At 68.8% G+C, this 25,294-nt stretch carries 19 protein-coding genes; 12 read left to right on the forward strand and 7 right to left on the reverse strand.

Annotation, left to right across the window (positions count from 1 at the left end):
* Window positions 1–10: 10 nt before the first annotated feature.
* The 5 genes from AC1RNC_RS04640 to AC1RNC_RS04660 form a co-directional block, all read right to left on the reverse strand.
* Window positions 11–346: an ArsR/SmtB family transcription factor gene (locus AC1RNC_RS04640; protein ID WP_492839542.1), complete on the reverse strand. Its 336-nt coding sequence runs from the start codon at window positions 344–346 to the stop codon at window positions 11–13.
* A 70-nt stretch (window positions 347–416) separates the two neighbouring features.
* Complete coding sequence (locus AC1RNC_RS04645; protein WP_492884086.1) at window positions 417–3,629, reverse strand: efflux RND transporter permease subunit; 3,213 nt, start codon at window positions 3,627–3,629, stop codon at window positions 417–419.
* A complete protein-coding gene (locus tag AC1RNC_RS04650) occupies window positions 3,626–4,660 on the reverse strand; it encodes an efflux RND transporter periplasmic adaptor subunit (RefSeq protein ID WP_492884088.1) in 1,035 nt (344 codons plus the stop codon). The genes AC1RNC_RS04645 and AC1RNC_RS04650 overlap by 4 nt, the downstream gene beginning before the upstream one ends.
* 194 nt (window positions 4,661–4,854) lie before the next feature.
* A complete protein-coding gene (locus tag AC1RNC_RS04655) occupies window positions 4,855–5,181 on the reverse strand; it encodes a rhodanese-like domain-containing protein (protein ID WP_492884090.1) in 327 nt (108 codons plus the stop codon).
* A complete protein-coding gene (locus AC1RNC_RS04660; RefSeq protein ID WP_492884092.1) occupies window positions 5,181–5,525 on the reverse strand; it encodes an ArsR/SmtB family transcription factor in 345 nt (114 codons plus the stop codon). The genes AC1RNC_RS04655 and AC1RNC_RS04660 overlap by 1 nt, the downstream gene beginning before the upstream one ends.
* Before the next feature lie 153 nt (window positions 5,526–5,678).
* Between AC1RNC_RS04660 and AC1RNC_RS04665 the strand changes: the two genes are divergently transcribed.
* The 3 genes from AC1RNC_RS04665 (at window position 5,679) to AC1RNC_RS04675 (ending at window position 8,536) form a co-directional block, all read left to right on the forward strand.
* Complete coding sequence (locus AC1RNC_RS04665; protein ID WP_492884094.1) at window positions 5,679–6,959, forward strand: NAD(P)/FAD-dependent oxidoreductase; 1,281 nt, start codon at window positions 5,679–5,681, stop codon at window positions 6,957–6,959.
* A 111-nt stretch (window positions 6,960–7,070) separates the two neighbouring features.
* Window positions 7,071–7,274 carry a YgaP family membrane protein gene (locus AC1RNC_RS04670; RefSeq protein ID WP_125158031.1) on the forward strand — a complete coding sequence of 68 codons (204 nt, stop codon included), beginning with the start codon at window positions 7,071–7,073 and terminating at the stop codon, window positions 7,272–7,274.
* A gap of 5 nt (window positions 7,275–7,279) precedes the next feature.
* Complete coding sequence (locus tag AC1RNC_RS04675; RefSeq protein WP_492884096.1) at window positions 7,280–8,536, forward strand: TolC family outer membrane protein; 1,257 nt, start codon at window positions 7,280–7,282, stop codon at window positions 8,534–8,536.
* A gap of 84 nt (window positions 8,537–8,620) precedes the next feature.
* Here the strand turns inward: AC1RNC_RS04675 and AC1RNC_RS04680 are convergent, their stop codons facing one another.
* Both AC1RNC_RS04680 and AC1RNC_RS04685 read right to left on the reverse strand, forming a co-directional pair.
* Window positions 8,621–9,964, reverse strand: coding sequence for an ATP-binding protein (locus AC1RNC_RS04680; RefSeq protein ID WP_492884098.1), 1,344 nt, complete (start codon window positions 9,962–9,964; stop codon window positions 8,621–8,623).
* A 2-nt stretch (window positions 9,965–9,966) separates the two neighbouring features.
* Window positions 9,967–10,686 carry a response regulator gene (locus AC1RNC_RS04685; RefSeq protein ID WP_492884100.1) on the reverse strand — a complete coding sequence of 240 codons (720 nt, stop codon included), beginning with the start codon at window positions 10,684–10,686 and terminating at the stop codon, window positions 9,967–9,969.
* 154 nt (window positions 10,687–10,840) lie between these two features.
* Here AC1RNC_RS04685 and AC1RNC_RS04690 point away from each other — a divergent pair, with 154 nt between their 5' ends.
* The 9 genes from AC1RNC_RS04690 (at window position 10,841) to cobN (ending at window position 25,136) form a co-directional block, all read left to right on the forward strand.
* Window positions 10,841–11,248 carry a hypothetical protein gene (locus tag AC1RNC_RS04690; protein ID WP_125158034.1) on the forward strand — a complete coding sequence of 136 codons (408 nt, stop codon included), beginning with the start codon at window positions 10,841–10,843 and terminating at the stop codon, window positions 11,246–11,248.
* Between the two features lie 86 nt (window positions 11,249–11,334).
* Complete coding sequence (locus AC1RNC_RS04695) at window positions 11,335–11,748, forward strand: EF-hand domain-containing protein (RefSeq protein WP_492884102.1); 414 nt, start codon at window positions 11,335–11,337, stop codon at window positions 11,746–11,748.
* Complete coding sequence (locus AC1RNC_RS04700; RefSeq protein ID WP_492884104.1) at window positions 11,745–12,671, forward strand: carboxylesterase family protein; 927 nt, start codon at window positions 11,745–11,747, stop codon at window positions 12,669–12,671. The genes AC1RNC_RS04695 and AC1RNC_RS04700 overlap by 4 nt, the downstream gene beginning before the upstream one ends.
* A 193-nt stretch (window positions 12,672–12,864) precedes the next feature.
* Entirely contained in the window at window positions 12,865–13,425 is a 561-nt protein-coding gene (locus AC1RNC_RS04705) for an RNA polymerase sigma factor (RefSeq protein ID WP_492884106.1), read from the forward strand.
* Entirely contained in the window at window positions 13,422–14,393 is a 972-nt protein-coding gene (locus AC1RNC_RS04710; RefSeq protein WP_492884108.1) for a FecR family protein, read from the forward strand. Before AC1RNC_RS04705 ends, AC1RNC_RS04710 begins: the two co-directional genes overlap by 4 nt.
* Window positions 14,394–14,529: 136 nt before the next feature.
* Window positions 14,530–17,229: a TonB-dependent siderophore receptor gene (locus AC1RNC_RS04715; RefSeq protein WP_492884110.1), complete on the forward strand. Its 2,700-nt coding sequence runs from the start codon at window positions 14,530–14,532 to the stop codon at window positions 17,227–17,229.
* 64 nt (window positions 17,230–17,293) lie between these two features.
* Window positions 17,294–18,979: an alkaline phosphatase D family protein gene (locus AC1RNC_RS04720; RefSeq protein WP_492884112.1), complete on the forward strand. Its 1,686-nt coding sequence runs from the start codon at window positions 17,294–17,296 to the stop codon at window positions 18,977–18,979.
* A 353-nt stretch (window positions 18,980–19,332) separates the two neighbouring features.
* Window positions 19,333–21,216 carry a TonB-dependent receptor domain-containing protein gene (locus AC1RNC_RS04725; protein ID WP_492884114.1) on the forward strand — a complete coding sequence of 628 codons (1,884 nt, stop codon included), beginning with the start codon at window positions 19,333–19,335 and terminating at the stop codon, window positions 21,214–21,216.
* A complete protein-coding gene (cobN, locus tag AC1RNC_RS04730; protein ID WP_492884116.1) occupies window positions 21,216–25,136 on the forward strand; it encodes a cobaltochelatase subunit CobN in 3,921 nt (1,306 codons plus the stop codon). The genes AC1RNC_RS04725 and cobN overlap by 1 nt, the downstream gene beginning before the upstream one ends.
* Window positions 25,137–25,294 lie beyond the last annotated feature (158 nt).

Consider the following 25,294-nt stretch of genomic DNA (forward strand, 5'->3'; position numbering starts at 1 on the left):
GACGTCGCGATCAGGTCTTGCTCGTCCCGCGGTAAACGTCGCAAAGCGTCTCCAGCACACGCACCGCGGCCGGGTCGTCCAGCCGGTAGAAGATGGTCTGGGCCTCGCGTCGCGTGGCCACCAGCCCCTCGGCGCGCATCTTGGCCAAATGCTGCGAGGTCGCCGACTGGGCCAGCCCGACATGAGCCGCAAGATCGCCGACGGAGGCCTCGCCATCGATCAGGCGACACAGGATCAGCAGGCGTTGCTCGCTGGCCAGGAGCTTCAGAAGCCTGGCCGCGGAATGGGCGCTGGCGGCCAGATCCTGGATATCGTCGGCCGGCGCCGAGAGGGCTAAGTTGTTCATCTGCCTAATGTAGAAGGTACGCATAAAGGTTCAAGGCGACCTGGCTCGAGGTCGCGATCGCCATCCTGGGTCAAGGTTTCGAGGGTTGCGCGCGTCCGGGACGCTCGTCGTCGCGCAGGACGACGTAGATCGCCGGGATGACCAGCACGGTCAGCACCGTCGATGAGGCCAGGCCAAACAGCAGCGAGATCGCCAGGCCCTGGAAGATCGGGTCGAACAGGATCACCGCCGCGCCGATCATGGCCGCCAGGGCGGTCAGGACGATCGGCTTGAAGCGGATCGCCCCGGCCTCCAGCAGCACTTCGCGCAGAGGCCGGCCGCCCGTCTGGCTGTGGCGGATGAAGTCGACCAGCAGGATCGAGTTGCGCACGATGATCCCGGCCAGGGCGATGAAGCCGATCATCGAGGTGGCGGTGAAGGGCGCCTTGAACAGGATATGGCCGATGACGATCCCGACCAGGGTCAGGGGGATCGGCGTCAGGATCACCAGGGGGAGGCGGAAGCTTTTGAACTGGGCGACGACCAGCACATAGATGCCCAGGATCGCCACTCCGAAGGCCGCGCCCATGTCGCGGAAGGTCACCCAGGTGATCTCCCATTCGCCGTCCCAAAGCACGGTGGGCTTGCGCTCGTCGGTCGGCTGGCCGTTCATGCGGATGTCGGGCCTCCGCAGGGCGCCCCAGTCAGCGGTCCGGATGGCCTTGTCGACAGCCATCATGCCGTAGATCGGCGCTTCATAGGCGCCGGCCAGCTCGGCCATCACCATGTCGACGTCGCGGCCGTCGCGGCGGAAGATGTGGGTCGATCCGGGCTCCTGGGAAGCGGTGACGACCTCGCCCAGTTCGACGAGGCGGCCGCCCTGGCTCTGGGCCACGGGCAGGGCCGCCAGGCCTTCGCCCCAGCTGCGCGCCGATTGCGGCAGGCGCACCGAGATCTCCAGGGGATCGCGCCCTTCGCCACGATGGGCGTAGCCGACCACCTGACCGCCGAAGGCCGCGCCGATCGAGTCCAGCACCTGCCGGTCATCGACCTTCAGGGCTTCCAGCCGATCGCGATCGGGGATCAGCCGCAGGCCGGGGCGGGCTTGGCCGTAGCTGTCGTCGATGTCGACAATATAGGGCACGGATTTGAAGATGGCCTTGACCCGCTCGGCCACGGCGCGGCGCGTCTGGGCGTCGGGTCCATAGATTTCGGCCAGCAAGGTGGCCATCACCGGCGGTCCGGGCGGGGCCTCCACGACCTTGATCGACGCGTTGGCGGGCAGGGCGACCTTGGCCAGTCGCTCGCGCAGGTCCAGGGCGATGAGGTGGCTGGAGCGCTTGCGCTCGCCCTTCTCGGCCAGGGCGACCGACAGATCGCCCTGGTCGGGGCGGTTACGCAGATAGTAATGGCGCACCAGGCCATTGAAATTGAACGGCGAGGCGGTTCCGGCATAGGCGTCGATCGCCGTGACCTCGGGCAGGGTGCGGGTGATCGCGGCCGCGTCGGACAGCGCCCGGCCGGTCGCCTCCAGCGAGGTCCCTTCCGGCATGTCCAGCACCACCTGCAGCTCGGACTTGTTGTCGAACGGCAGCAGTTTCACCGTTACGGTCTTGGTGGCGAACATGGCGCAGGCCAGCAGGGTGGCCAAGCCCACGCCGATCAGGAACGTCCATGCGCTCCCGCGCGTGGCGATCACCCGGCTGGCGACCTGGCGATAGAGCGCGCCCAGCTTGCCTTCGCCATCGTGGTCGTGACCGCCGGCCGCCAGGGTCTTGCGGGCGAACCGCACCATCAGCCAGGGGGCGATGACGACCGCCACGAAGAACGAGAACACCATGGCCGCCGAGGCGTTGACCGGGATCGGCGCCATGTAGGGGCCCATCAAACCCGAGACGAACAGCATCGGCAGCAGGGCCGAGACCACGGTCAGGGTGGCCACCACGGTGGGATTGCCCACCTCGGCCACGGCGTCGACCGCCGCGTCGATCCGACTGCGGCCGTCGTTCATGGCCCAATGGCGGGCGATGTTCTCGATCATCACGATGGCGTCGTCGACCAGGATGCCGATCGAGAAGATCAGGGCGAACAGGCTGACCCGATTGATCGTGTAGCCCATCAGATTGGAGGCGAAGAGGGTCAGCAGGATGGTTGTGGGGATGACCACGGCGGTGACCGCCGCCTCGCGCCAGCCGATCGCCAGGCCGATCAGCACCACGATGGACAGGGTCGCCAGGCCCAGGTGGAAGAGCAGCTCATTGGCCTTTTCGTTGGCGGTGGCCCCGTAGTCGCGGGTGACGGCCACGTCCAGGCTGTCGGGCAGCAGTGAGCCCTTGAGCGCCTCGACGCGGGCGAGCACGGCCTGGGAGACGACCACGGCGTTAGCGCCCTTGCGCTTGGCGATCGCCAGGCTGACGGCGGGGGCCTGGCTCCAGACGCCGTCGACGCGGGCGTAGCGCCAGACGCGGGCCTGGTCTTCGCGAGGTCCCTGAATGACGTCGGCGACGTCGCGAACATAGACCGCCTGGCCGCTCGCCGAAGGCAGGGCCAGCAGGCCGATATCGATGGCGCTGGTCAGGCTGCGGCCGGCCGTGACGTCGATCGCCTGGCCGCCTCCGCGCACCTGGCCGGCGGGAAAGGCGCGGTTGGCCTGGCGCACGGTGTCCATCAGCGCGCCCAGCGACACGCCGTGCTGGGCCAGACGCGTGGGATCGGGCGCGATGCGGATCTCCTCCGGGCGGCCGCCCACGATGAAGGTCAGGCCGACATCATCGACCTTGGCGACTTCGGTGCGCAGTTTGCCCGCCAGCTCATAGAGCGCCTGATCGGTCCACTGGCCGGCGGCGCCGGACTTCGGCGACAGGGTCAGCACCAGGCTGGGCACGTCATTGATGCCGCGGGTCTGGATCAGCGGCTCGGCGATGCCGGCGGGGATGCGATCGTAGTTGGCGCGAATCTTCTCGTGGATGCGGACGGCCGCGGCGTCCGGGTCGACCCCGACCTTGAAGCGGGCGGTGACCATCACCTGGTTGTCGTCGGCGAAGGTGTAGACGTGCTCGACCTCGGCGACGCTCTTGACGATGGTCTCCAGCGGCTTGCCGACCAGTTCGATGGCGTCGGGCGCGCGCAGGCCGGGGGCCGCGACCATGATGTCGACCATCGGCACGCTGATCTGGGGCTCTTCCTCGCGGGGGATCGAGACCAGGGCCAAGAGGCCCACGGCGATCGCCGCCAGCAGGATCAGGGGCGTCAGGGGCGACTTGATCGACGCCTTGGTCAGGCGCCCGGAAAGGCCCAGGTTCATCGGGCTGTCTCCGCCGGGGTGAGGACGTCGCCCAGGCGCAGGCCCGACAGGACCTCGACGGTGTCGGGCGCGCCGCTCGCGCGGGTCTGGATCGGCGATTCCGAGATCGCCCCATTGGCGCCGACCAGTCGCGCATAGTCGACGCCAAACCGCGTGACGACATAGCGTCTTGGAATGACGATCGCCTGGCGCTCCCCGATCTTGATGGCGGCGCGCACGCGACGGCCGATCAGGTCGCCGGGCAGGTTGGGGGCGGTGACGTCGGCGGTGACCTGTCCGCCGCTGATCGCCGGATAGATCTGGGTGATGGTCCCGCCCGCGGCGACGCCACGAAGGTCCTCGGCCGCCAGATCGACGGGATCGCCGACCTTGAGGGCGCGCGCCTGGCCTTCGGGCAGCTCGATGCGCACGACGAGCGGACCGGCGGTGATCTTGGCGACCGACTGACCGGGCATGACCACCGAACCGACCGGCACGTCCGCGACCAGGACCCGGCCGGCGGCCGGAGCCAGGATCGCGCCCTGGGCGCCCAGTTCGGCGCTGGCGCCGCGCTGGGCGCGGGCCGCCGTCAGATTGGCGTTGGCGGCCTTGGCCTGGGCCTCGACCTGGTCCAGGCGGGCCTGGGCGTAGACGCCGTGCGAGAAGAGATCGCGCGTGCGGGCCAGATCGGCTTGGGCGCGCGCCGCCTCGGCGGCGGCGGCGGCGACCTGGGCGTCGAACGCCCCGGTCTGCAGGGCTAGCCGGTCATCCTTGATCCGGCCGATCACTTGGCCCTGGCGGACGATGTCGCCTTCCTTGACGCTCAAGGCCACCAAGGTTCCGGAGATCCGCGCCCGGGCCTCGGCCATGTCCCGCGTGGTCAGGGTTCCGGGCACGGGTTTGAGGTCCGCCACGGTCTGGGCGCGGATCGTCAGACGGCCGGCGGCGGGCGCCGTCCTGATCGTCGGCGTCGCCGCCTCCTTGGGCTCGCCACAGGCGCTGAGCAGCAAGGCCGCTCCCAAGGCGCTGATCAGATATGGCCGCGCCGTCATGGCGTCCCCTCCAGCTTTTCTTGTGATGGTCGACTAGTGTCCCGATTCCGAAGTTCGCAAGCGTTCGTGGCAAGCTCCGACGAACTTCGGAATCGATAGGGACACTAGTAAGTTTATGTTTCTATTGTGCTTTTTTGGATTTGAAGTTCGCTCGGAGCCTGATCCAAGTGCGGGCGAACTTCAAATCCAGCACACTAGCGGACGGTCGGCAGGCCCGCGGCCTTCCAGGCCATGATCCCGCCGGTCAGGTGGGTGTCGAGCGCCTGGCCGGCCTTCTGGCAGTGGCCCACGGCCGTGGCCGAACGTTTGCCAGAGCCGCAGCTGAACACCACGGCCTTGTCGCCGGCGTCGGGCAGGGCCTTGGGGTCGAAGCTGGAGAGCGGGACATTAACCGCGCCGGGAATGCGCTCGGCGGCGAACTCGGCGGGCTCGCGCACATCGACCAGCAGAATCTTCTCGGCGTCGAGGGCGGCCTTCACCTGGTGAGCGGTGAGGTCCTTGGTCTTGGGCGATCCGAACATCAATGGGTCTCCTTGAAGGGGGCGGGGGAGGGGGCGGTCTCGGGGACCGCGCAGAACAGACGCGACAGGGTCTCGACCAGGGCGCGGGCCTGGCCGCTGCGAAGGTCGTAGAAAATGGTCTGGCCCTCGCGCCGGGCCGAGACGACGCCGTCGCGGCGCAGCAGCCCCAGGTGTTGCGAGGTCAGGGTTTCGCGAACCCCCAGGGCCTGGGCGAGCGCGCCCACCGACTGCTCGCCGTTGACGAGCGCGCAGACGATCATCAGCCTATGCGGATTGGCCAGCGCCTTGAGCAGAGCGCAGGCGTCGTCCGCGGAGGCCTTGAGGGCGTGAGGCTCAAAATTCATAGTTGCGTATATGCGACTTTGCGAATATTAAGTCAAGCATCGATAGGGTGACGGTATCCCGGTGGTTCGGGCTCAAACCTGATCCTGATCAACATGAGCCGGTGGAGTGAGCCCAATCTCGGCTACGAACCACGGCATCGGAGGAACGAGATCATGGCCAAGCCCCGCATCGTCATTCTGGGCGCTGGACTAGGCGGCGCGATCGCCGCCTTCGAGATCAAGCAGGCTGTCGGCGACAAGGCCCAGGTCGAGGTGGTGTCGCAGGGCGACACCTTCCACTTCGTGCCATCGAACCCCTGGGTCGCCGTCCATTGGCGCAAGCGCGAGGCCATCGAGGTCAAGCTGCCGCCTGTGTTCCAGAAGAGGGGCATCGGCTTTCGGGGCGTTGGGGCGGCCAAGGTCATGCCCGATCGTAACCAGCTTGAACTGACCGACGGCGTGCTGCTCGACTACGACTATCTGGTGATCGCCACGGGGCCGGAGTTGGCCTTCGACGAAATTCCGGGGCTTGGCCCGCACGGTGGCTTCACCCAGTCGGTGTGTCATGTCGACCATGCCGAGGCCGCCGCCGCCGCCTTCGATCGCTTTGTCGAAAACCCCGGGCCGATCATCGTCGGTGCGGTGCAGGGCGCCTCATGCTTTGGGCCGGCCTACGAGTTCGCCATGATCCTCGACACCGAGCTCAAGCGTCGCAAGATCCGCGACAAGGTTCCCATGACCTTCGTCACCTCCGAGCCCTATGTCGGCCATCTGGGCCTGGACGGGGTGGGCGACACCAAGGGTCTGCTGGAAAGCGAGATGCGCCAGCGGCATATCAAATGGATCACCAGCGCCAAGGTCGCCTCGGTCGAGGCGGGCGTGATGCATGTGGAGGAGATCGGCGAGGACGGCGCGGTCAAGGCGACTCACGATCTGCCGTTCGCCTATTCGATGATGCTGCCGGCCTTCCGGGGCGTGGCGGCCGTCCGTGGGGTCGACGGCCTGACCAATCCGCGCGGCTTCATCCTGGTCGACAAGCACCAGCGCAACCCGACCTATCAGAACGTCATGGCCCTGGGCGTCTGCGTGGCGATCGCCCCGACCGGCAAGACGCCCGTGCCCGTGGGCGTGCCCAAGACCGGCTTCATGATCGAGAGCATGGTCACGGCCATCGCGCATAATCTCAAGGACATCGTGGACGGTCACCCCGCCACCCGCGAGGCGACCTGGAACGCCATCTGCCTGGCCGATTTCGGCGACGGCGGCGTGGCCTTCGTCGCCCAGCCCCAGATCCCGCCGCGCAACGTCAACTGGTCGGCCAGCGGCAAGTGGGTGCACTTGGCCAAGGTCGGGTTCGAGAAATACTTCCTGGCCAAGGTCAAGCGCGGCGAGAGCGAGCCCTTCTACGAGAAGCTCGCCCTGGACGTCATGGGCATCCACAAGATCAAGCCCTGAGGGGGGGCGGGGCCGTCATCGCCCGGTCCGCCGGGCCGCGGCCCAGATCGTCGCCTGGACGCACCAGGCCCTGGCCCAGGCAAGCGCCTGAGCCGTTAGAGGAGGTTGACCATGACTATCGACCGTATGGTTCTGGCTTTCGCCGGCTTTGTCGTCCTTCTGGGCGTCGGGTTGGCCCATTTCGTTCATCCCTGGTGGATCGCCCTGTCGATCTTCGCCGGACTCAACATGATCCAGGCGGCCTTCACCGGTTTTTGCCCGGCCGCGATGATCTTCAAGAAGCTCGGCGTCAAGCCGGGCGTCGCCTTCCGGTGAGCACCATGCGCGCCGTCCTCGCCCTGACCTTGCTGGCCGGTGTCGTCGCACCCCTGGGCGCGTCGGCCATGAGTCTGCCCGAGGCCATCGCCCTGGCGCGGCGCTCCAATCCCGGACTTGCCCAGGCGCAGGCCCAGTCCGACGCGGCCTCTGCTCGCCTGGCCCAGGCCCGCGCCGGCCGCCTGCCCAGTCTGACATTGTCCGGCGAAAGCGCCAGCGGAACGACCGATCTTGGCGGCTTCTTCGGCTTTGGTCAGAGTGATGTGTCGCCCCGCGCGGCGTCGCTGCAACTGCGCCAGCCGCTGTTCACCGGGGGCGGCGTCAGCGCCGCCATCGCCCGAGCCGGCGAGGGTGAGACCGCCGCCCAGGCCGAGCTTGGCGGCGCGGCCTCCATGCTGAGCGCACAGGTCGCGGCCGCTTATGTCGGCGTCCTCAGCGCCCAGGACCTGTTGGCCCTGAGCCGGGCGCAGGTCGTCCAGATGGACACCATCACGGCCCAGGCGAAGCTTCGCTTCAAGGGCGGCGAGATCCCCCGCACCGAACTCGACCAGGCCGTGGCCCGTCAGGCAGAGAGCCGTGCGGCGCTGGCCCGGGCCGAAGGACAGCTGGCCAGAAGCCGGGCCCACTTCGTCTCGGTGGTCGGCGCGGAGCCCGACGGCCTGGAGACGGCGATCGCGCCTCCCGCGACGCCCGCCTCGCTCGATGAGGCGATCGCTATGGCTTCCCAATCCAGCCCCATTCTGCTGGCCGCTCAGGCGGCCGAGCGCGCGGCCCAGGCCGGGGTCCGCTACGCCCGCGCCGAACGCCTGCCCAGCCTGGCCTTGACCGCGACCGCCAGCACGGCGCGCGATCAGTTCTTTCCCGGCTACCGCGCCGACGGCGTGACCGTCGGGGTGCAGGGGCGATGGACGCTATTTTCAGGCGGCGCGGTGAGCGGCCGCGTCGACGAGGCCAATGCGGAGCTTCGCCGCGCCCAGGCGGGCGTGGACGCGGCGCGGGCTCAGGTGCGCGAGGCGGTGATCGGCGCCTGGGGCGATGTGGTCACCGCGCGCGCGGTGATGCTGGCCGCCACCGACCAAGCCAGCGCCGCGACCAGCGCGCTCGACAGTGTCCGTAATGAAGTGCGGGTGGGCCAAAAGCCCGTTCTGGATCTTCTCGACGCCGAGCGCGAGGCCCTGGCCGCGCAAAGCGCCCTGGTCGCGACGCGTGGCGAGGTGACGGTCTCGGCCTATCGGCTCGAGGCGCTGCTGCACGGCCAATGAGGCGGCGACGCCCGCTGATATTCGAGGCGCGGCGGTGATTTTGCGCCGGGCGCGGCTTGGGGCGCCAAGGGGGCGCCCCGCGGATCAGGGCGCGTCGGACGGGAGAGTGATTGTCGCGGCCAAGCCGCCTTCTGGTCGGTTGCTCAGGACCAGCCGCCCCCCTTGTCCCTTGGCGAGGGCTTGGACGATGGACAGGCCAAGGCCGGCGCCGCCGGTGCGGCGGTTGCGGGAGGACTCGCCGCGCTCGAACGGGGCCGTGAGGGTCGCCAGCGCCTCGGCTGGCAGGCCCGGACCATCGTCCAGCACCACGATCTCGACCTGGCCTTCCAGGCGGCGAACGTCGAGCGTGACCGCGCCGCCATAGCGGACGGCGTTGTCGATCAGGTTGTCCAGCATCCGCCGTAGAGCCAGGGGCGAGGACCAGACCTTGCCGGCAATGTCTGGCGCGAGGACGACCGTCTGGCCCATCTCTCGGCGCAGGGCGACCAGGGCTTCCAGTTCGCGACGCAGGTCGATCGATCGAGCCCCGTCGCCGCGACCCGCGTCCTGGCGCGCGAACAGCAGGGTGTCGTCCAGCAGTTGGGCCATCTCGGCCAGATCGGCTCCGGCCTTGGCGCGCTGGGTCTCGTCGGCGATGAACTCGGCCCGCAGCGTCAGGCGGGTTAGGTAGGTGCGCAAGTCGTGGGCGATGGCGGCCAGCATCCGGGTGCGCTCGTCCATCAGGCCGCGGATCTGCTCCCGCATGGTGTTGAACGCCGCCGACAGCTCGCGAAGCTCGCGCGGACCGCGCAGCGGCAGGACCTTGGCGTTCAGGTCGTCACCGAACCGGGCCACCTCGCGAGCCAGCAGGCTTACGGGCCGGGTGGTCTGACGCACGGCCAGGGCCAGCATCAGCAGGGTGACCGCCAGCAGGGCGGCGGCCGCCAGCGAGACGCGACCGAAGAACAGGCGGGCGGTCTCGGGCGCGCGGCGTCTCAGGACCAGCACCTCGCCGTCGGTCAGCCGCACCGAGAGCAGCAGCGCGTGGCGACCGGGCAGGGCGCCGTCCCTCAGCCGGCCGCCGCGACGGATGTCGATGCGCAGCGCGCGACTGCCCAGGGCGCTTCGATAGGCTTGGTAGCCCGGGTCGCGGTCGTCGGCGATCCGGGCGCGAAGCCGTAGCGGGGGGAAGTCGGGCTGCAGGGTCGTGCGGATCACCCCGGTGTCGAGGGCCGCGATCACCTTGGCTCTGGCCGCCGGCGGGCTGGCTTCCACCGCCTCGACGATGGCCCGCGCCTCTGACGGGCGGGGCAGCTGATAGAAGCGCACCCCGCCTTCGCCGCCGCCCTGCGGCCACACCAGAAGCGCCGCGCCGATCAACAGCATTACCGCCAGACCGGTCAGCAGGATCGCCGTCATCCGGGTCGAGAGATTGTCGGCTAGCAACATGATCAGACCCGCTCGGCCGGGGCGCTGAACAGGTAGCCGCCGCCCCGCACGGTCTTGATCAAGGCCGATCCGCCAGCGCCCGCGCCCAGCTTGCGGCGCAGGCGGCTGAGCAAGACGTCGATGGCGCGATCGAAAGGCTCGGCGCTGCGGCCTCGCGTCCAGTCCAGCAGCTGGTCGCGGCTGAGCACCCGCTGAGGATGGCGCAGGAAGGCCATCAGAAGGTCATGCTCGCCCCCGGTCAGCACCACGGCCTGGCCTTCCGGATCGGTCAGGTCGCGGCTGGCGGTATCCAGCCGCCAGCCCGCGAAGGCCAGCACCTCGCCGGACGGGGCGCTGGCCACCCGATGGACCTCGCGCGTGCGGCGCAGGATCGCCTTCACCCGCGCCAGCAGCTCGCGCGGATTGTAAGGCTTGGCCAGATAGTCGTCGGCTCCGATCTCGAGCCCGATCACCCGGTCGATATCATCGCCCTTGGCGGTGACCATGAGGATCGCGACCTCGCCGCCCGCCCGCAGCCGACGGCACACCGACAGGCCATCCTCGCCCGGCATCATGATGTCCAGCAGGACCAGGTCGACCCGACGGCGGGCGGCCAGCCGGTCGAAGGCGGACGCGTCCTCGCAGCCGACCGCCTCGTAGCCCTCGCGGCGCAGCAGCCCCAAGGTCAGGTCCCGAATTTCGGCGTCGTCTTCCACGACCGCGATCAGCGTGTTGTCGGCCATGACAAGCCAATGCCCCAAGCCCGGGTTGGGCGGAAGTCGCCACCCGGCCCGTTTACACTTCGATACAGTTCGTCGGACAGGTGCAAACAGGCGATTGCACGACCATGGTCAGGTGGCGGCGTCGAGGGACACCGACACAATCAACGGAGCTATCATGCGCAAGACTTCCATCCTGGCGGCAGGCCTTTCGACCCTTACCGTGCTGGCCGCGATGATCGCCGCGCCCGCCCAGGCCGGCCAGCACGGCCGCTTCGTCAGCGTTCAGGGCGCGCGCGGCCACGGCTATGTCCACAGCCGCGATGTCAGCCGTCAGCCGGGCGCGATCGCCGTGTCGCGCGGAACCCAGACCAATTCGGGCCGCGGCGTCGCCAGCAATCGCAGCGCCAGCTGGGGCGAGGGCGCCTATCAGGGCGGGGCGACCCGCACCTTCAACAACGGCGCCTCGGCCAGCCGCAGCACCCATGTCGTCGACAACCATGACGGCACGGTGAGCTACGACCATTCGCGCACCGGCTATGACGGCGCCACGCGGTCGGTCAGCGGAACGGTGAACCGCCCCTGATCACCCACCCCTGACCGAACGCGTCCCGGCCCGCCGCGCCATTGCCCCCAAACCGCGCGGCGGGCTGCTCTTTCCGGAGTTTGAAAGTGAAGATCTTGATCCTGTCGGCCGCCCTGGCCCTGGCCGTCTCGGGAGCTCACGCGGCCCCCCGCACGTTCGGCGGCGGGCTGGAAAAGGCCGACGCCAACCACGACGGCTATGTCACCCCCGAAGAGTTCAAGGCCGCTCGATCAGCCCAGTTCGATCGTCTCGATCGCAACGGCGATGACCTGGTGACGCTGTCGGAGTTCCCCCGCCTAGCCAAGTCGAACCGTCCCAAGGCCAAGGCGCTGAAGACGATCATCACCCACGCCGACCGCGACGGCGACGGCCGCGTGACCCGCTCCGAGTTCGTGGACGGACCAGCCCCATTGTTCGACCGCGCGGACCGCGACCACGACGGGCGTCTGTCCCGGGACGAGATCGCCGCCGCCCGCGACCAGCTCGAGGCCCTGAAATGAAGATCAAACCCCTGACCACCGCGGCGATCGCCGTGGCGGCTTTGGCCGTGATGGGCGCTGGTGTCGTCGAGGCCCGGCAGCTGGGACTCGGCATACGCGGACAACTTCGTCAGCGCCTGCTGGAGAAGAAGGCCGAGGAGGAGCGGCCCATCGACCTGCGGGCCATTATGCCCGGCGCTCGAAAGCAGACCGACGCCTATGGGAGCGACGCGGCCCAGCGGCTGGATGTCTACCTCCCGCCGGCCGCCCGCAACGCGCCGATTCTGATCATGGTGCATGGCGGCGCGTGGAAGATCGGCGACAAGGCCAATACAGGCTCGGTCGAGAACAAGCTCAAGCACTGGCTGACGAAGGGCTGGATCGTGGTGAGCGTCAACTACCGGATGCTGCCCGACGCCATGGCCTATGAGCAGGCTCAGGATGTCGCCCAAGCCGTGCGGTGGGCGCAGGGACACGCCGACGGCTGGGGCGGCGATCCGAGCAAGGTGATCCTGATGGGCCACTCGGCCGGAGCCCATCTGGTGGCGCTGTTGTCCTCGCGCCCCGACATGGTCGGCAAGGTCTGGGCGGGGACGGTCGTGCTGGATTCCGCCGCGATGCGGGTCTCGACGACCATGGCGAGGCGCCACCCTCGCTTCTATGACGAAGCCTTCGGCGCCGATCCAGCCTACTGGGCCAAGGCCTCTCCGATGGACCAGTGGACGCCACGGGCCGTGCCCATGATGCTGACCTGCTCGACCAGGCGACCCGACGATCCCTGCGCCGATGCCCGCCGGTTCCAGGCCAAGGCGCAAGCGGCGGGGCGCGACATGCCGGTGCTGCCTCTGGATCTGACCCATGCCGACGTCAATCGCACGCTGGGGCTGCCTGGCGCCTATACGGACGCGGTCGACGACTTCATCGCCGCGCGGCTTTCTCGGTAGTCGCCCAGGCGCGGGGCTTCGGGATTGGGCGCGCGCCGCCGCCCAAGTTGGCGGCCGAACGCCCCGTTTCTGGACGCGAGCCAACGTCCGTTTCTCCAGTCGGGCGCGGGCAGCGCTTTTCGCAAGGCGCCGCGGACCGTTTTAAACGATTGTCACACCCGGCCGCTAAACGCCCCGCTTTTCGGGTTGGGTGGTGGCGATCTTGGCCAAGGGCGATGGAGACGCTGACGAGACGCCGGCGAGGCGGTCCGCGAACTACTGGCTCGGGCGGTACGGCGTCGAGATCCGGACAGCCCTGACGCGTCGGTTTGGACCCGATCAAGACGGCGTGGACGACGCGATTCAGAGCGCGCTCCTGAAATTCTGCCGGCTGGACGATCGCGACGACATCGCCGATCCGCGCGCGTTCCTGTTCGTCATGGCCCGCAATGCGCTGCGCGACTCGATTCGCCGGGCGAACAGCCAGAAGCGGCGTTGGGCGGCCTTGTCCGCGACGCCGACCCTGACGACGCCGGAATTGACCCCGGAAGAGGTTCTCATGCAACAGGAGCAGCAGCAGGCGCTCGAAAGGGCGCTCGAGGCTTTGCCTCCAGAAGCGCGCGAGCTCTTGCGACTGAGCCGGATCGAAGGACTGACCTATGCCGAAATCTCGCGAATGACCAACCGATCGCCCGCCGACATCAGCCGAAAGATCGCCGCCGCGCTGCTCCAGCTGCGCGAGCATCTTCGGGCCGTGGGGGCGCAGGCGGCATGACGGCGCGCGAGACGGACGTAACCGAGCAGGCCATGCAGTGGTTGGCCCTGCGGACCGGCGGCGCTTTCGACAGGGATCGGCGGCGGACCTTCGAGGCTTGGCGGGCCGAGTCTCCGGACCATGCGGCGGCCTATGCCGAGGCCGAGGCGCTGTGGGCGCGCCTGGCCTGGTCGCCGTCGCTGAACAGCAAGAGCCTGGAGCAGCCGATCGCGGCGGCCGAAGTCCCGCCGGCGCGCGTGCGCGCCAAGCGCGTCGGGACGTCGACCCTCGTCAGGTGGGGCGCGATCGCGGCTGGCCTGGTGCTGGCCTGCCTGACGCCGTTGGCCGTCGAGCGCCTGAACGCCGGCCGCGAACTGGTCACCGAGGTGGGCGAGATCCGGCACCTGACGCTGAGCGACGGCTCGCGCGCCTCGCTGGCCGGGGCCACCCGCATGACCAGCCTGATGACCGACCACGTCCGTGCGGTGCGTCTGGCGGAGGGCGACGCCTATTTCGATGTCGCCCACGACACCGGCCGGGTTTTCACGGTCCGGATGGACGGCTTGAAGGCCGAGGCGGTTGGCACGGCCTTCGAGGTCCGCAAGACGCCGGCGGGACCGCAGGTCCTGGTTTCGGAGGGCAGGGTGCGCGTCAGCGCGCGCGGCGCCGGCCAGGTCCTGATGGCCGGGCCCGGCGAGCGGGTGACCCTGGTTGGCCACGCCTTGCGGCGGTCGCGGTTCGATCTCGCCAGCGCCGCGCCGTGGCGGCGGCAGAGGCTTGTCTTCGTCAACGCGCCGTTCGCCGACGTGGTCGCCGAGCTCAATCGTTACTACGCGCCCGGAGTCGTGGTCGCCTCGCCGGCATTGGACGGCCGGAGGGTCACGGCCAGCTTCGCCGTCGACCAGACCCCCCAGGCCATCGAAAGCATGACCCAGGAGATGGGGGCGCGGCTGGAACGCGTTCCAGGGAAAGCCGACGTGGTCCGATAGGCTTCGGGGGCTGGGTTTCTTGAAGATTTGATGAAATCGGCGTTTCACCGGGAATGAACCCGGGCGAGCGGCGTCTAGGCGGTGTTTGAGGCTGTCAGGCCAAGAGGCCGCGCCGTCATCGTCTAGGGGGATCAAGTTGACCAGCCACCGTATCGGCCTGCGGGCCGCTTTCTCGGCGTCCGCCGCCGTTCTCGTCCTGGCCTGCGCGGCCGCGCCAGCCGCGGCGCGGCAGGCGAGCGCCCCGCGCGCCCAGGCCGCGGCCGTCCACCAGATCCGCCTCGAAGCCCAGTCTCTGGACCGGGCGGTCATCGCGCTGTCCGAACAGACCAACACCGTCATCCTGGCGACCGACGTCTCGCTGGACGGACGGCGATCCTCGACCCTGGTCGGCGCGATGACCGTCGGTCAGGCGCTGGCGCGGCTGCTGGAAGGCTCGAACCTGGCCTACCGGCGCGATCCCAACGGCGTCTACGTGATCGTGCCGGGCGAGGTGCGCGCCGAACCGGCCGTGCTCGACGACGTCGTGGTGACCGCCCACTATGACCCGCTGGGCCGCCTGCAGAAGAGCGCCACGGACGGGTTTCTCGGGCTGGACCGGTCGCTGCTGGAAACGCCCCGCTCGGCCTCGCGCGTCAGCGTCGACACGATCGCGCGCTACGGCATGCAGAATGTCGACGACCTGGTGACCGCCGTGCCGGGCGCCTTCACGGCCAGCTTTTTCGGCGTCCCGGGCAACCTGAACGTCCGCGGGACCTTGGCCGACACCTATTTCCAGGGCTTCAAGCGTATCGAGAACCGCGGCAGCGCCTCGTCCAACCTTGGCGCGGCGGCCTATGTCGAGGTGCTGCGCGGCCCGTCTTCGCCGATCTACGGTCCGGGCAAGGTCGGCGGCCTGCTGAACTTCATCCCGAAGTCGGCGCGCGGCGCCAACACCCGCTACGCCGACACGCTGGGCGGCGGCGTCAACGTCACCGTGGGCTCCTACGGACGCCGCAACGCCGCCGCCGATCTCGTCGTGCCCCTCGGCAAGGGCGGCCTGGCCTTCTATGTCGAGCGGGAGGATTCGGACTCCTACTACCGCAACATCCACCCCAAGCACTGGAACCTCCAGGCCAGCTATGTGGGCGATCTCGGCGGCGGCTGGTCGACCGAGATCAATCTGATGCGCTTCAAGGAGTCCGGCCGCATCCAGTCGCCGGGCTGGAACCGGGTGACGCAGGACCTGATCGACAACGGCGTCTACATCACTGGCCGTGACACCGACCTGAAGGACCTCGACGGTTCGGGCATGGTCGAATACGGCGAGATCGACGCGGCGTTCGGCGCGTCGGGCGGCACGTCCAACATCCGCCAGATCCTCGAATACGGCGGCAAGAACAACGCCAAGTTCGCCCTGGACGAGGGCGTGGGCGCGACGAAGCTCGATCGCCGCAACATCATGGCCGACGCGGCCGACCACAACGACAGCGAGACCTTCACCGCCTATGGCGCGGTGAAGAAGGAGATGTCCAACGGCTCTGTGCTGACCCTGGCCGGTTTCATGGACGAGTTCAGCAACGACCGCTTCAACAGCTTCGGGTTCGCGGCCGACTACTATGCGCGCGCCTTCGAGGGGCGGGTGACCTACAAGTTTCCCGCGCGGTTCGGCGATCACCTCCGCGCGGACACCATCGTCGGCGCCGCCTATCGCGACCACAAGGCCAAGCAGTACGAGTCGTTCCTCTCAGGCTATATCGGCTTGAACCGCCGCGACCTGTCGCGTGGTTCAACCGCGGCCGACCGCATCGCTACGCCCCGCGTCAAGTCGGGTCTCGAGATGTGGGACTCCCGCCATCACATGGAATGGAACAGCCGCTCGGTCTTCGGCCTGAGCGACGTCACCCTGTTCGACCGTTTCAGCGTCCTGGCCGGTCTGCGCTGGGATCGCTACGAGGTCGACGCGATCAACAAGGGCGAGACCGTCTTCGGCACGAAGAACAAGTGGGTCTCCAACACCGACGACGCCGTCACCTGGTCGCTGTCGGCGCGCTACGAGACGCCGTGGGGTCTGACGCCCTACCTGACCTACGCCAAGCCCCGCTCGCTGGAGTCGACCCAGACCGGCGGCGTGTCGGTCGGCTCGGTGCAGAACAAGCTGTTCATTTCGCCGTCGGAGTTGAAGGAGGCCGGCGTCAAGTTCTCGCTGTTTGACGGCTCGCTGCTCGGCGGCGCCGCCTACTATGAGCAGTTCCGCCGCTCGACGGACCTGCTGGGCAATGTCAGCGGCAACACCTCTGAGGGCTTCGAACTGGAGGCGCACTGGTTGGCCTCCAGCAACCTCAGCTTCACCGCCGCCCTGACCCTGCAGGAGACCAAGGTCGACGCGCCCGGCAAGGGCAAGGGCGAGTATCTGGAGCTGCGTCCCGAGCAGTTCGGCATCGCCAATCCGGCCCTGGCCTATGGCGGCACCTTCGCGGTCAACAACGCCGGTTCGCTGGCCGAGCTGACCCGCGGCTATGTCGTGCGCACCATGCCCGACACGGTGGTCAGCGTCTTCGGCTCCTACACGACCGATCCGTTCCCGTTCATGGGCGACAGGGCGACCGCGGGCCTGACCGCCGGCGCCACCTATGTGTCGGAGACTGGCGGCATTTTAAGCAACAGCATCCGTCTTCCGGAATACACCCTGGCCAAGCTGGCCGCCTTCGTGAAGGTTCGGGACATGACGGTGTCGGTCAATGTCGACAACCTGTTCGACAAGACCTACTTCACGCCGGCGGCCGAGGTTTACAAGGAAGTGTCGGTGATGCCGGGACTGCCGCGGATGGTCCGCCTGAACCTGGCCTATCGGTTCTAGCCCTGAACGGACCCGGCGGCCGTCCGCCGGGTCCGACCCTTTCGATCGCGTCTGGTGATCCCCGATGACTGAATCCTCTCGGCCCTCGCGGCGTGGCGTGCTGGCCCTGCTGGGCGGCGGCGCGACCCTGTCCTCATCGCCGGCGCTGGCTCGGGGCGGGCTTACCGCCGCCGCGTTCACCCATGGCGTGGCGTGCGGCGATCCGACGACGACCGGCCTGCTGCTCTGGACCCGCGCGGTCGGGGAGGAGGCGGAGACCCGCGTGGGCTGGGAGGTCGCCGAGGACGAGGCCTTCGCCAGGATCGTCCGGTCGGGCGTCGCCGCGACCAGCGCCGCGCGCGACCATACCTGCAAGGTCGAGGTCGACGGCCTGAAGCCCGGCGCGACCTACTGGTACCGCTTCCGAAGCGCGGACGCGGTGTCCCGTGTCGGGCGAGGGCGGACGTTGCCGGCCAAGGGCGTGAAGGCGGCCCGGCTGGCGGTCGTCTCCTGTTCTCACTACGGCTTCGGTTATTTCAACGCCTATCGCGCCATCGCCGACCTGCCGTCTCCGGTCGACGCCGTCGTCCACCTGGGCGACTACATCTATGAGTACGGCGTCGACGGCTACGGCGGTCCGGAAAGCCAGACTCTGGGCCGCGTCCACCAGCCGGCGCACGAGATCGTCACCCTGGCCGACTACCGCCAGCGCTTCGCCCAGTATCGGACCGATCCCGACCTGCAGAACCTGCATGCGCGCTCGGCCTTCATCACCATTTGGGACGACCACGAGACGGCCAACAACGCCTGGATGGGCGGCTCGCCCGCCCACGACGACAAGATCGAAGGCGCCTGGGAGGCGCGTCGCGACGCCGCCATCCAGGCCTATTTCGAATGGCTGCCGATGCGCGATCCCAAGCCCGGCCAGGCCGCTCACACCCTGAATCGCGTCTACGACTATGGCGACCTGCTGTCGCTGATCGTCATCGAGACGCGGCTGACCGGCCGGACCAAGGTCCCCAGCGCCTCGCGCGACATGATCCGCGACGCCGAGGGGCGGCCCGATCCGGTGAGGTTCGAGAAGGAGGTGCTCGACGCACCAAACCGCTCGATGATGGGCCCCGCGCAGGAGGCCTGGCTCGAGACGGCGCTCGCCGCCTCGGTTCAGCGCGGCGCGGCCTGGCAGGTTCTGGCCAACCAGGTCATCGTCGCGCGCATGCGGGCTCCGGACTTCATGTCCCTGCTGCCCAAGGACCTGCTCGACGACGCCCTGACCCGCCCCGGCTCCAAGCGCTGGCTGGAAAGCACGCGGCTTGGCCTGCCGATCAACCTCGACGCCTGGGACGGTTACCCCGCGGCGCGCCTGCGTCTCTACGACTCGGTGCGCAAGGCCAAGGCCAATCTCGCGGTCCTGACCGGCGACACGCACATGTTCTGGGGCAATCGCTTGCACGATCCCCGTGACGAAAAGGCGGTGGGTTTCGAGTTCGGGGCCGGCAGCGTCACCTCGCCGGGCGGCTACGAGACCGTCAGCCCGGATCCGCGCATCTACGAGGTCGCGGAGACCGCGCTCGTCGAGCGTAATCCGGACGTGCGCTTCGCCCGCGTTCGCGACCACGGCTTCCTGCTTGTCGACATCACCCGCCAGGCGATCACCTGCGACTATTTCAAGGTCGCCGACATCGGTGTTCGCAACCCCAAAGCGGCTCGGTTCTGCAGGATCGTCTCGACGCGCGGTGGCGAAATGACCGTGGCGCCCGGCGACGCGTAGCGACCGATCGGTGGGACGTGGGGACTGTTACTGATCGCCCCCTGAGGCAAGCGGGCGCGGTGTTCTACATCCGCTCGGACAATGGGCGGGAGATCCAGGTGTCGACGAACGCCTCGGTTCCAGCCTGTCGGCAAGGGGAAGTCACCGCGCGGCGATGAAGCAGCGGCCGTCGCCAGCGCGGCCGTCTATCGCGCGCGGCGGTCATCCGGGCCGCTCATCTGAAATTCCAGCTTGACTAAGTGCTATGTTATAACGTTTCAAATCACCCAGGGTGAAACACCGCTTTCTGGGGGCGTATCTTGATCTTCAATTGGCGGCCGACGCGACGGATCGCGCTGTTGGCCACATCCGGCATGACCCTATTCGTGGGTGCGGCTCGGGCGAATGACGCCACGACGGTGTCTCAGGTCGTCGTCACCCCGACGGCGGGCGAACAGAAGCTGGCCGACGCGCCGGCCACCATCTCCGTCGTCACCCGGCAGGATCTGGAGGCCCGGCCGGTGCAGGATCTGGCCGACGCCCTGCGCGGCCAGCCGGGCGTCAATGTGGGCGGCATCGGCATGACCCGGCGGGGGATCAGCCTGCGCGGCATGCCCGTCGAGCACACCCTGATGCTGGTCGACGGTCGCCGTCTGAGCGCGGTGGGCGGTCTCGTCGCCCACGGCGACTACGACTTGGCCTGGACGCCGGTCGAGGCGATCGAGCGTATCGAGATTGTCCGTGGCCCCATGTCGTCGCTGTACGGCGCGGACGCGCTGGGCGGCGTTGTCAATGTCATCACCCGCAGCGCGACAGACGACTGGCGCGGTTCGGCCACGATCAACGGCTCCTCGCCGGAGGGCGGCGAGGGCAAGGCCTACCAGTTCGGCGGCTATGTCGGCGGCCCGCTGGTCAAGGACAAGCTAGGCCTCAGCGTTTACGCCGACGCCACCGGCCGCAACCCGACCTTCATGGCTTCGGACCCGCGCCAGGCCGAGTTGGAAGGCCGCCGTTCGGTCAACGGCTCGGCCACCCTGAGCTGGACGCCGGACGCGGCTCAGCGGATCGACCTGACCTATTCGGCCGGTCACGACGTCCGCTATCGCGACACCGTCACGACCGCCGCGCCGATCACCGACTACCGCTTTTCCGACGACATCGATCGCGAGCAACTGGCCCTGTCGCACACCGGCAAATGGTCGTGGGGCGACACCAGCCTTCGCGCCTATCGCAGCGAGCTCAAGCGGGTCAACATTCGGACCAAGAAGCAGACGCCAAGCTCGCCGGTGCGGATTGTCGAGCGAGTCCTCGACGGTCATGTCAGCGTTCCGCTCGGCGACCACCGCGTCAGCCTGGGCGGCGACCTGCGTCGCCAGAGCCTGCGCAATCCCGAGGTCAACGCTTCCGGACGGGCCAGCGCCGACCAGGGCGGCGCCTTCATCCAGGATGAGTGGAGCGTGACCGAGCGCTGGTCGATCGTGGGCGGAGCTCGCTTCGATCACCACGAGGCCTATGACTGGCAGACCAGCCCGCGCCTCTACACCGTGTTTCACGCCACGTCGAAGCTGACCTTGAAGGGCGGCGTCGGCCGGGGCTTCAAGGCGCCGAGCCTCACCCAGCTGTCGCCCGAATACGACGTGGTGGCGGCCGGCGGGCGGTTCACCGTCTACGGCAACCCCAACCTCAAGCCCGAGATCGGCACGACCTACGAGGCCAGCGTCGACTATGACGCCGGTCCCTGGTCGGTCCGCGCGGCGGTCTTCCAGAACGATCTGAAGAACCTGGTCGAGACGCAGTGCACCGCCTTCTGCGGCATCCGGGGTCGTGAGGTGCGTCTCTACGGCAACGTCTCGCGCGCCCGGATCAAGGGTGTCGAGGCCGGCGCCAGCGCCCAGCTGCCGGCGGCCTTCAAGCTGTCGGCCAACTACACGCACTTGGACACCGAGAACCGCGCGACCGGCGCCGAGCTGACCGAGCGCCCGCGCAATAGCCTCAACGCGCGTCTGGAATGGGCGCCGCGCGAGGATTTTTCGGCTCAGCTTCGCGCCGAATATGTCGGCCGCCAGCTGGTGAGCACCGGCGTGCTGCCCGACTACAGCCTGTGGTTCTTCGAGGCCCAGAAGCGGCTGACCCCGAACGTCGCCCTTCGGATCGGTGTGGAGAACATCACCGACCAGCGCCTGGCCGAGAAATCGAGCGGCTACACCTATGCCGAGCCCGGCCGTCTCTACCACCTGGGCTTCAACCTGAGCTTCTGATGCAGCGCGCGGTCTCGTTCCTCGGTTTTCTCTGGCTGCTGTTCATCGCGGTCGGCGCGACGAACGCGCAGGTTCCGGCCGCGCCCGTCATCAGGGTCGTCACCACTGACTTTGTCCTGCCCGGCAAGATCGCGCGCCTGGACCGCTGGGCCAAGGAGCAGGGGCTTTCGGTCGAGAGCCTCTATGTCGAGACCGACAAGCGCGATCCCGCCGCCTGGGGCGAGGGCGCCGACCTGCTTGTTCTCGACACCCCGCGCGGCAATGACCTGGCCGCCGTGATGGCCAAGGCCGGAAAGGCGCTGGAGGCCAGCAAGACCCCCTGGCTGCGCGTCGGCGGCGGTCCGCCGGCCTATGGCGGCGGGCTTTCGCCGGAGCTGGGCCGGCGCCTGGTCAGCTATTACGGCAACGGGGGGCAGGCCAATCTCGGGCTGTTCTTCGCCGCCTACCGGACCTGGCGGGTGGGCGGGGACATCGCCAGTCTCCCGCCGGCCCAGATCCTGCCCAAGGCGGGCGTCTATCACCCCGACGCCGCGGCGCCGTTCGCCAAGGTCGAGGACTATCTGGCGTGGGGTGAGGGGCGTTGGCGCCGGGGCGCGCCGCGCCTGGGCGTGATCACCTATGGCGGCGCCCTGGCCAGCGGCGAGACCGGTCTTCTGGACGCCTTCGTCCGCGCGGCCGAGAAGGATGGCCTCGCGCCCATCGTCTTCTGGTTCGAGGCGAGCGATCCGGAGGCGATCGGCAAGATCGCCAAGGCCGGCAAGGTTGATGTGCTGATAAATCTGCAGCACCTGCAGAACGGCGCGGCGCGCAAGGCCGAGTTCGAGGCCCTGGGCGTGCCGGTGATGGCCGGCTTCACCTACCGCGAGGGCGACATCGCCGCCTGGCGGGCCTCGCCCACCGGCATCTCGCCGCAGATGGCCGCCGTGCTCCTGGCCACGCCCGAAAGCTGGGGCGTCAGCGACCCGATGGTGGTGGCCGCCGTTGAGAAGGGCGAGCTGACGCCCATCCCGGAACAGGTCGCGGCGATGGTCGGCAAGGCTCGGCGCCTGGCCTTGCTCAGGACAAAGGCCAACGCCGACAAGCGCCTGACCCTGATGTTCTGGAACCACCCGGGCGGCGAGAAGAACATCGGCGCGTCGAACCTCAACGTGCCCCGCAGCCTGGCGGTCTTGACCCAGCGGCTCGCCGCCGCCGGCTACGACGTTCCGCCGACCCAGGAAAAGATCCTGATCGAAGACGCTCAGGCCATGCTGGGCGGCTATTACCGGCCCGAGGCCCTCGATGGTCTGCTCGCGCGTGGTCTGGCGACGACCGCGCCGCTGGCCGACTACACGGCCTGGCTTGATCGCCAGTCCGCCGCCGTGAAGCAGGCGGTGGTCTCTCGCTGGGGCGCGCCCGAACGTCATTGGGCCGTGCGCACGGTCGGCGGGCGGCGCGTCTTCGTGATCCCGCGCTTGACGCTGGGCAAGTTAACCATCCTGCCGCAGCCGCCGCGCGCCGACCGGGTGGGCGAGTCCTATCACGACACCAAGGTCGCGCCGGGGCATCTCTATCTGGCGACCTATCTGATGGCGCGCCAGACCTTGGCGACCGACGTGCTGATTCACTTCGGGACCCATGGCACACAGGAGTGGACGCCGGGTAAGGACCGTGGGCTTTCGGTCGAGGACTTTCCATTTCTGACGGTCGGCGATCTGCCGGTCTTCTACCCCTACATCCAGGACAACATCTCCGAGGCCATCCAGGCCAAGCGCCGGGGGAGGGCGGTGACGATCAGCCACCAGACCCCGCCGTTCGCGCCGGCCGGCCTCTATGACGAGCTGCGCGACCTGCACGCCCTGATCCACGAGTACGATCAACTGGACGTCGGGCCGGTGCGCGATCGCACCGCCGGGCAGATCCAGGCCTTGGCGCGGTCCAGCGGCCTCGCCGGCGACATGGGCTGGAGCGACGCGCGGCTTGGCGCGGAGTTCCCGGTCTTCCTGCTGGCGCTGCACGACCACCTGCACGCCCTGGCGGCGACGGCGACCCCGCTCGGCCTGCACACGTTCGGCGAGGCCGCCGAGGTCGAACTGCGCGCGGCCACGGTCATGCAGCAGCTGGGCGAACCCTACTACAGGCGCCTCGGTCTCGACCCCAAGGAGGTGTTCGCCGAGGACTTCGGGGCGCTGAAGACCTCGCCGGCCTATGTTCTGACGCTGCGCCGGCTGAAAAGCGCCGAACCGCTGGCGGACATCGCCGATCCGGAGCTCTCGGCGATGCTGGAGCGCGCCGCCGAGCTCGACCGTAACCTAGCCCAGACCGGCGAGGTCGAGGCCCTGCTAGCTGGTCTCTCCGGCGGCTTCGTGCGCCCCGGATCGGGCGGCGATCCTGTCCGCAATCCCGAAGTTCCCAGCGGCCGCAACCTCTTCGCTTTCGAGCCCGACAAGCTGCCGACAAAGGCGGCCTACGCCGCGGGCATGCGCGCCTTCGACCAGCTCTACGACGCCTATCGTCGGCAGCACGGCGCGCCGCCGGAGAAGCTGGCCTTCTCCCTGTGGTCGGGCGAGGCGATCCGCACCCTCGGGATCGTCGAGAGCCAGGCGCTCTACGCCATGGGCCTTCGCCCGATTTGGGATCAGGGCGGGCGGGTGACCGGGCTTGAGATTATCCCCGCCCAGGAGCTGGGGCGGCCACGCGTCGATGCGGTGCTGCAGGCCACCAGCGTCTACCGCGACCAGTTCGACGGCTTCATGCGCCTGGTCGGCGCCGGCGTGAAGCGGCTGGCTGCCCTGGAGGAGCCGGGCAACGTCGTGGCCGCCAACAGCCAGCGGATCGAGGCGGAGCTGATCGCCGCCGGCATGGCGCCCGAGCGCGCCCGCCGCCTGGCCGCGGCGCGGATCTTCAGCAACGCGCCCGGCGACTATGGCAGCGGCGTGCCCGAGGCGACCCTGGCTTCGACGACCTGGAACAAGGATGATGAACTGGCCGACCGGTTCCTCGATCGGCTGCAGTACGTCTATGCCGACGACGCCTGGGGCGAGAAGCCGGCCGAGAAGAACCTGTTCGCGGCCCAGCTTCGCGGCGTGCAGGCCGCCGTGCTGTCGCGGTCCTCGAACCTGAACGGGGTCCTCTCGACCGATCACCCGTTCGAATATCTCGGCGGCCTGTCGATGGCCGTGCGCCGCCTGGACGGCAAGAGCCCGACCCTGTTCATCACCGATGCGCGCGGCGCCGAGCCGAGGATCCGCGACGCGGCCTCTGTGCTGGCCGACGAGTTGCGCGGCCGCTACCTCAATCCCGAATGGATCAGGGCCATGAAGGCCGAGGGCTATGCCGGCACGCTGGAGGTGCTGGACGTGACCAACAACCTGTTCGGCTGGCAGGTCGCCGATCCGTCCATGGTGCGGCCCGAGCAGTGGCAGGCCATGCATGAGACCTTCGTCATGGATCGCCGCAAGCTGGGCTTGAACGCCTGGTTCGAGGCCAGCAATCCTACCGCCCAGGCCCAGATGATCGAGCGGATGACCGAGGCGGTCCGCAAGGGCTACTGGCGTCCGGACGAACGCACCCTGCATGAGATGGCCGAGCGCTGGCGCGAGCTGACGGCGCGAAAGGGCGCACAGCGCGGGGCCAAGCCAACGACGGCGGTGCTGGAGGCGGCGCTTGGCGGCTTTGGTCTGTCGCGCGGCGCGACGGCGTCCCCCGCTAAAGCCGCCGCTCCGTCGGCGCCCGCCCGGATCTCGCCGACTCCGCCGCCGACGCCGAAGGTCAAGGGGCGCCTGCTGGAAAAGGTGGTTCCGCCGCCGGCCAACGCGCCTAAGCCGTCGCACGCCATGCTGGGCCTGCTGGCCTTGATCGCCCTGCTCGTCGCCGGAGCGGCGCGGCAGCTTCTTTCCAATGCTCGTATCTCCGAGGAGTCCTCGTATGCAAAGTCTTGAGGCGGGTCTGTTCGACCTGGCCCGACTGTTCCTGCCGCCGGCGCTGGCGCTGATCCTGCTGGCCCTGGCCTACGCCTTCGTGGCGCTGGGCGGCTTTCTGATCGAAGCCGCCCCCGTCTCTTATACACATCTCCGAGCCCACGAGACCTGTGGTGAAA

The sequence above is a fragment of the Caulobacter sp. GW822-FHT01G02 genome (assembly GCF_058802865.1).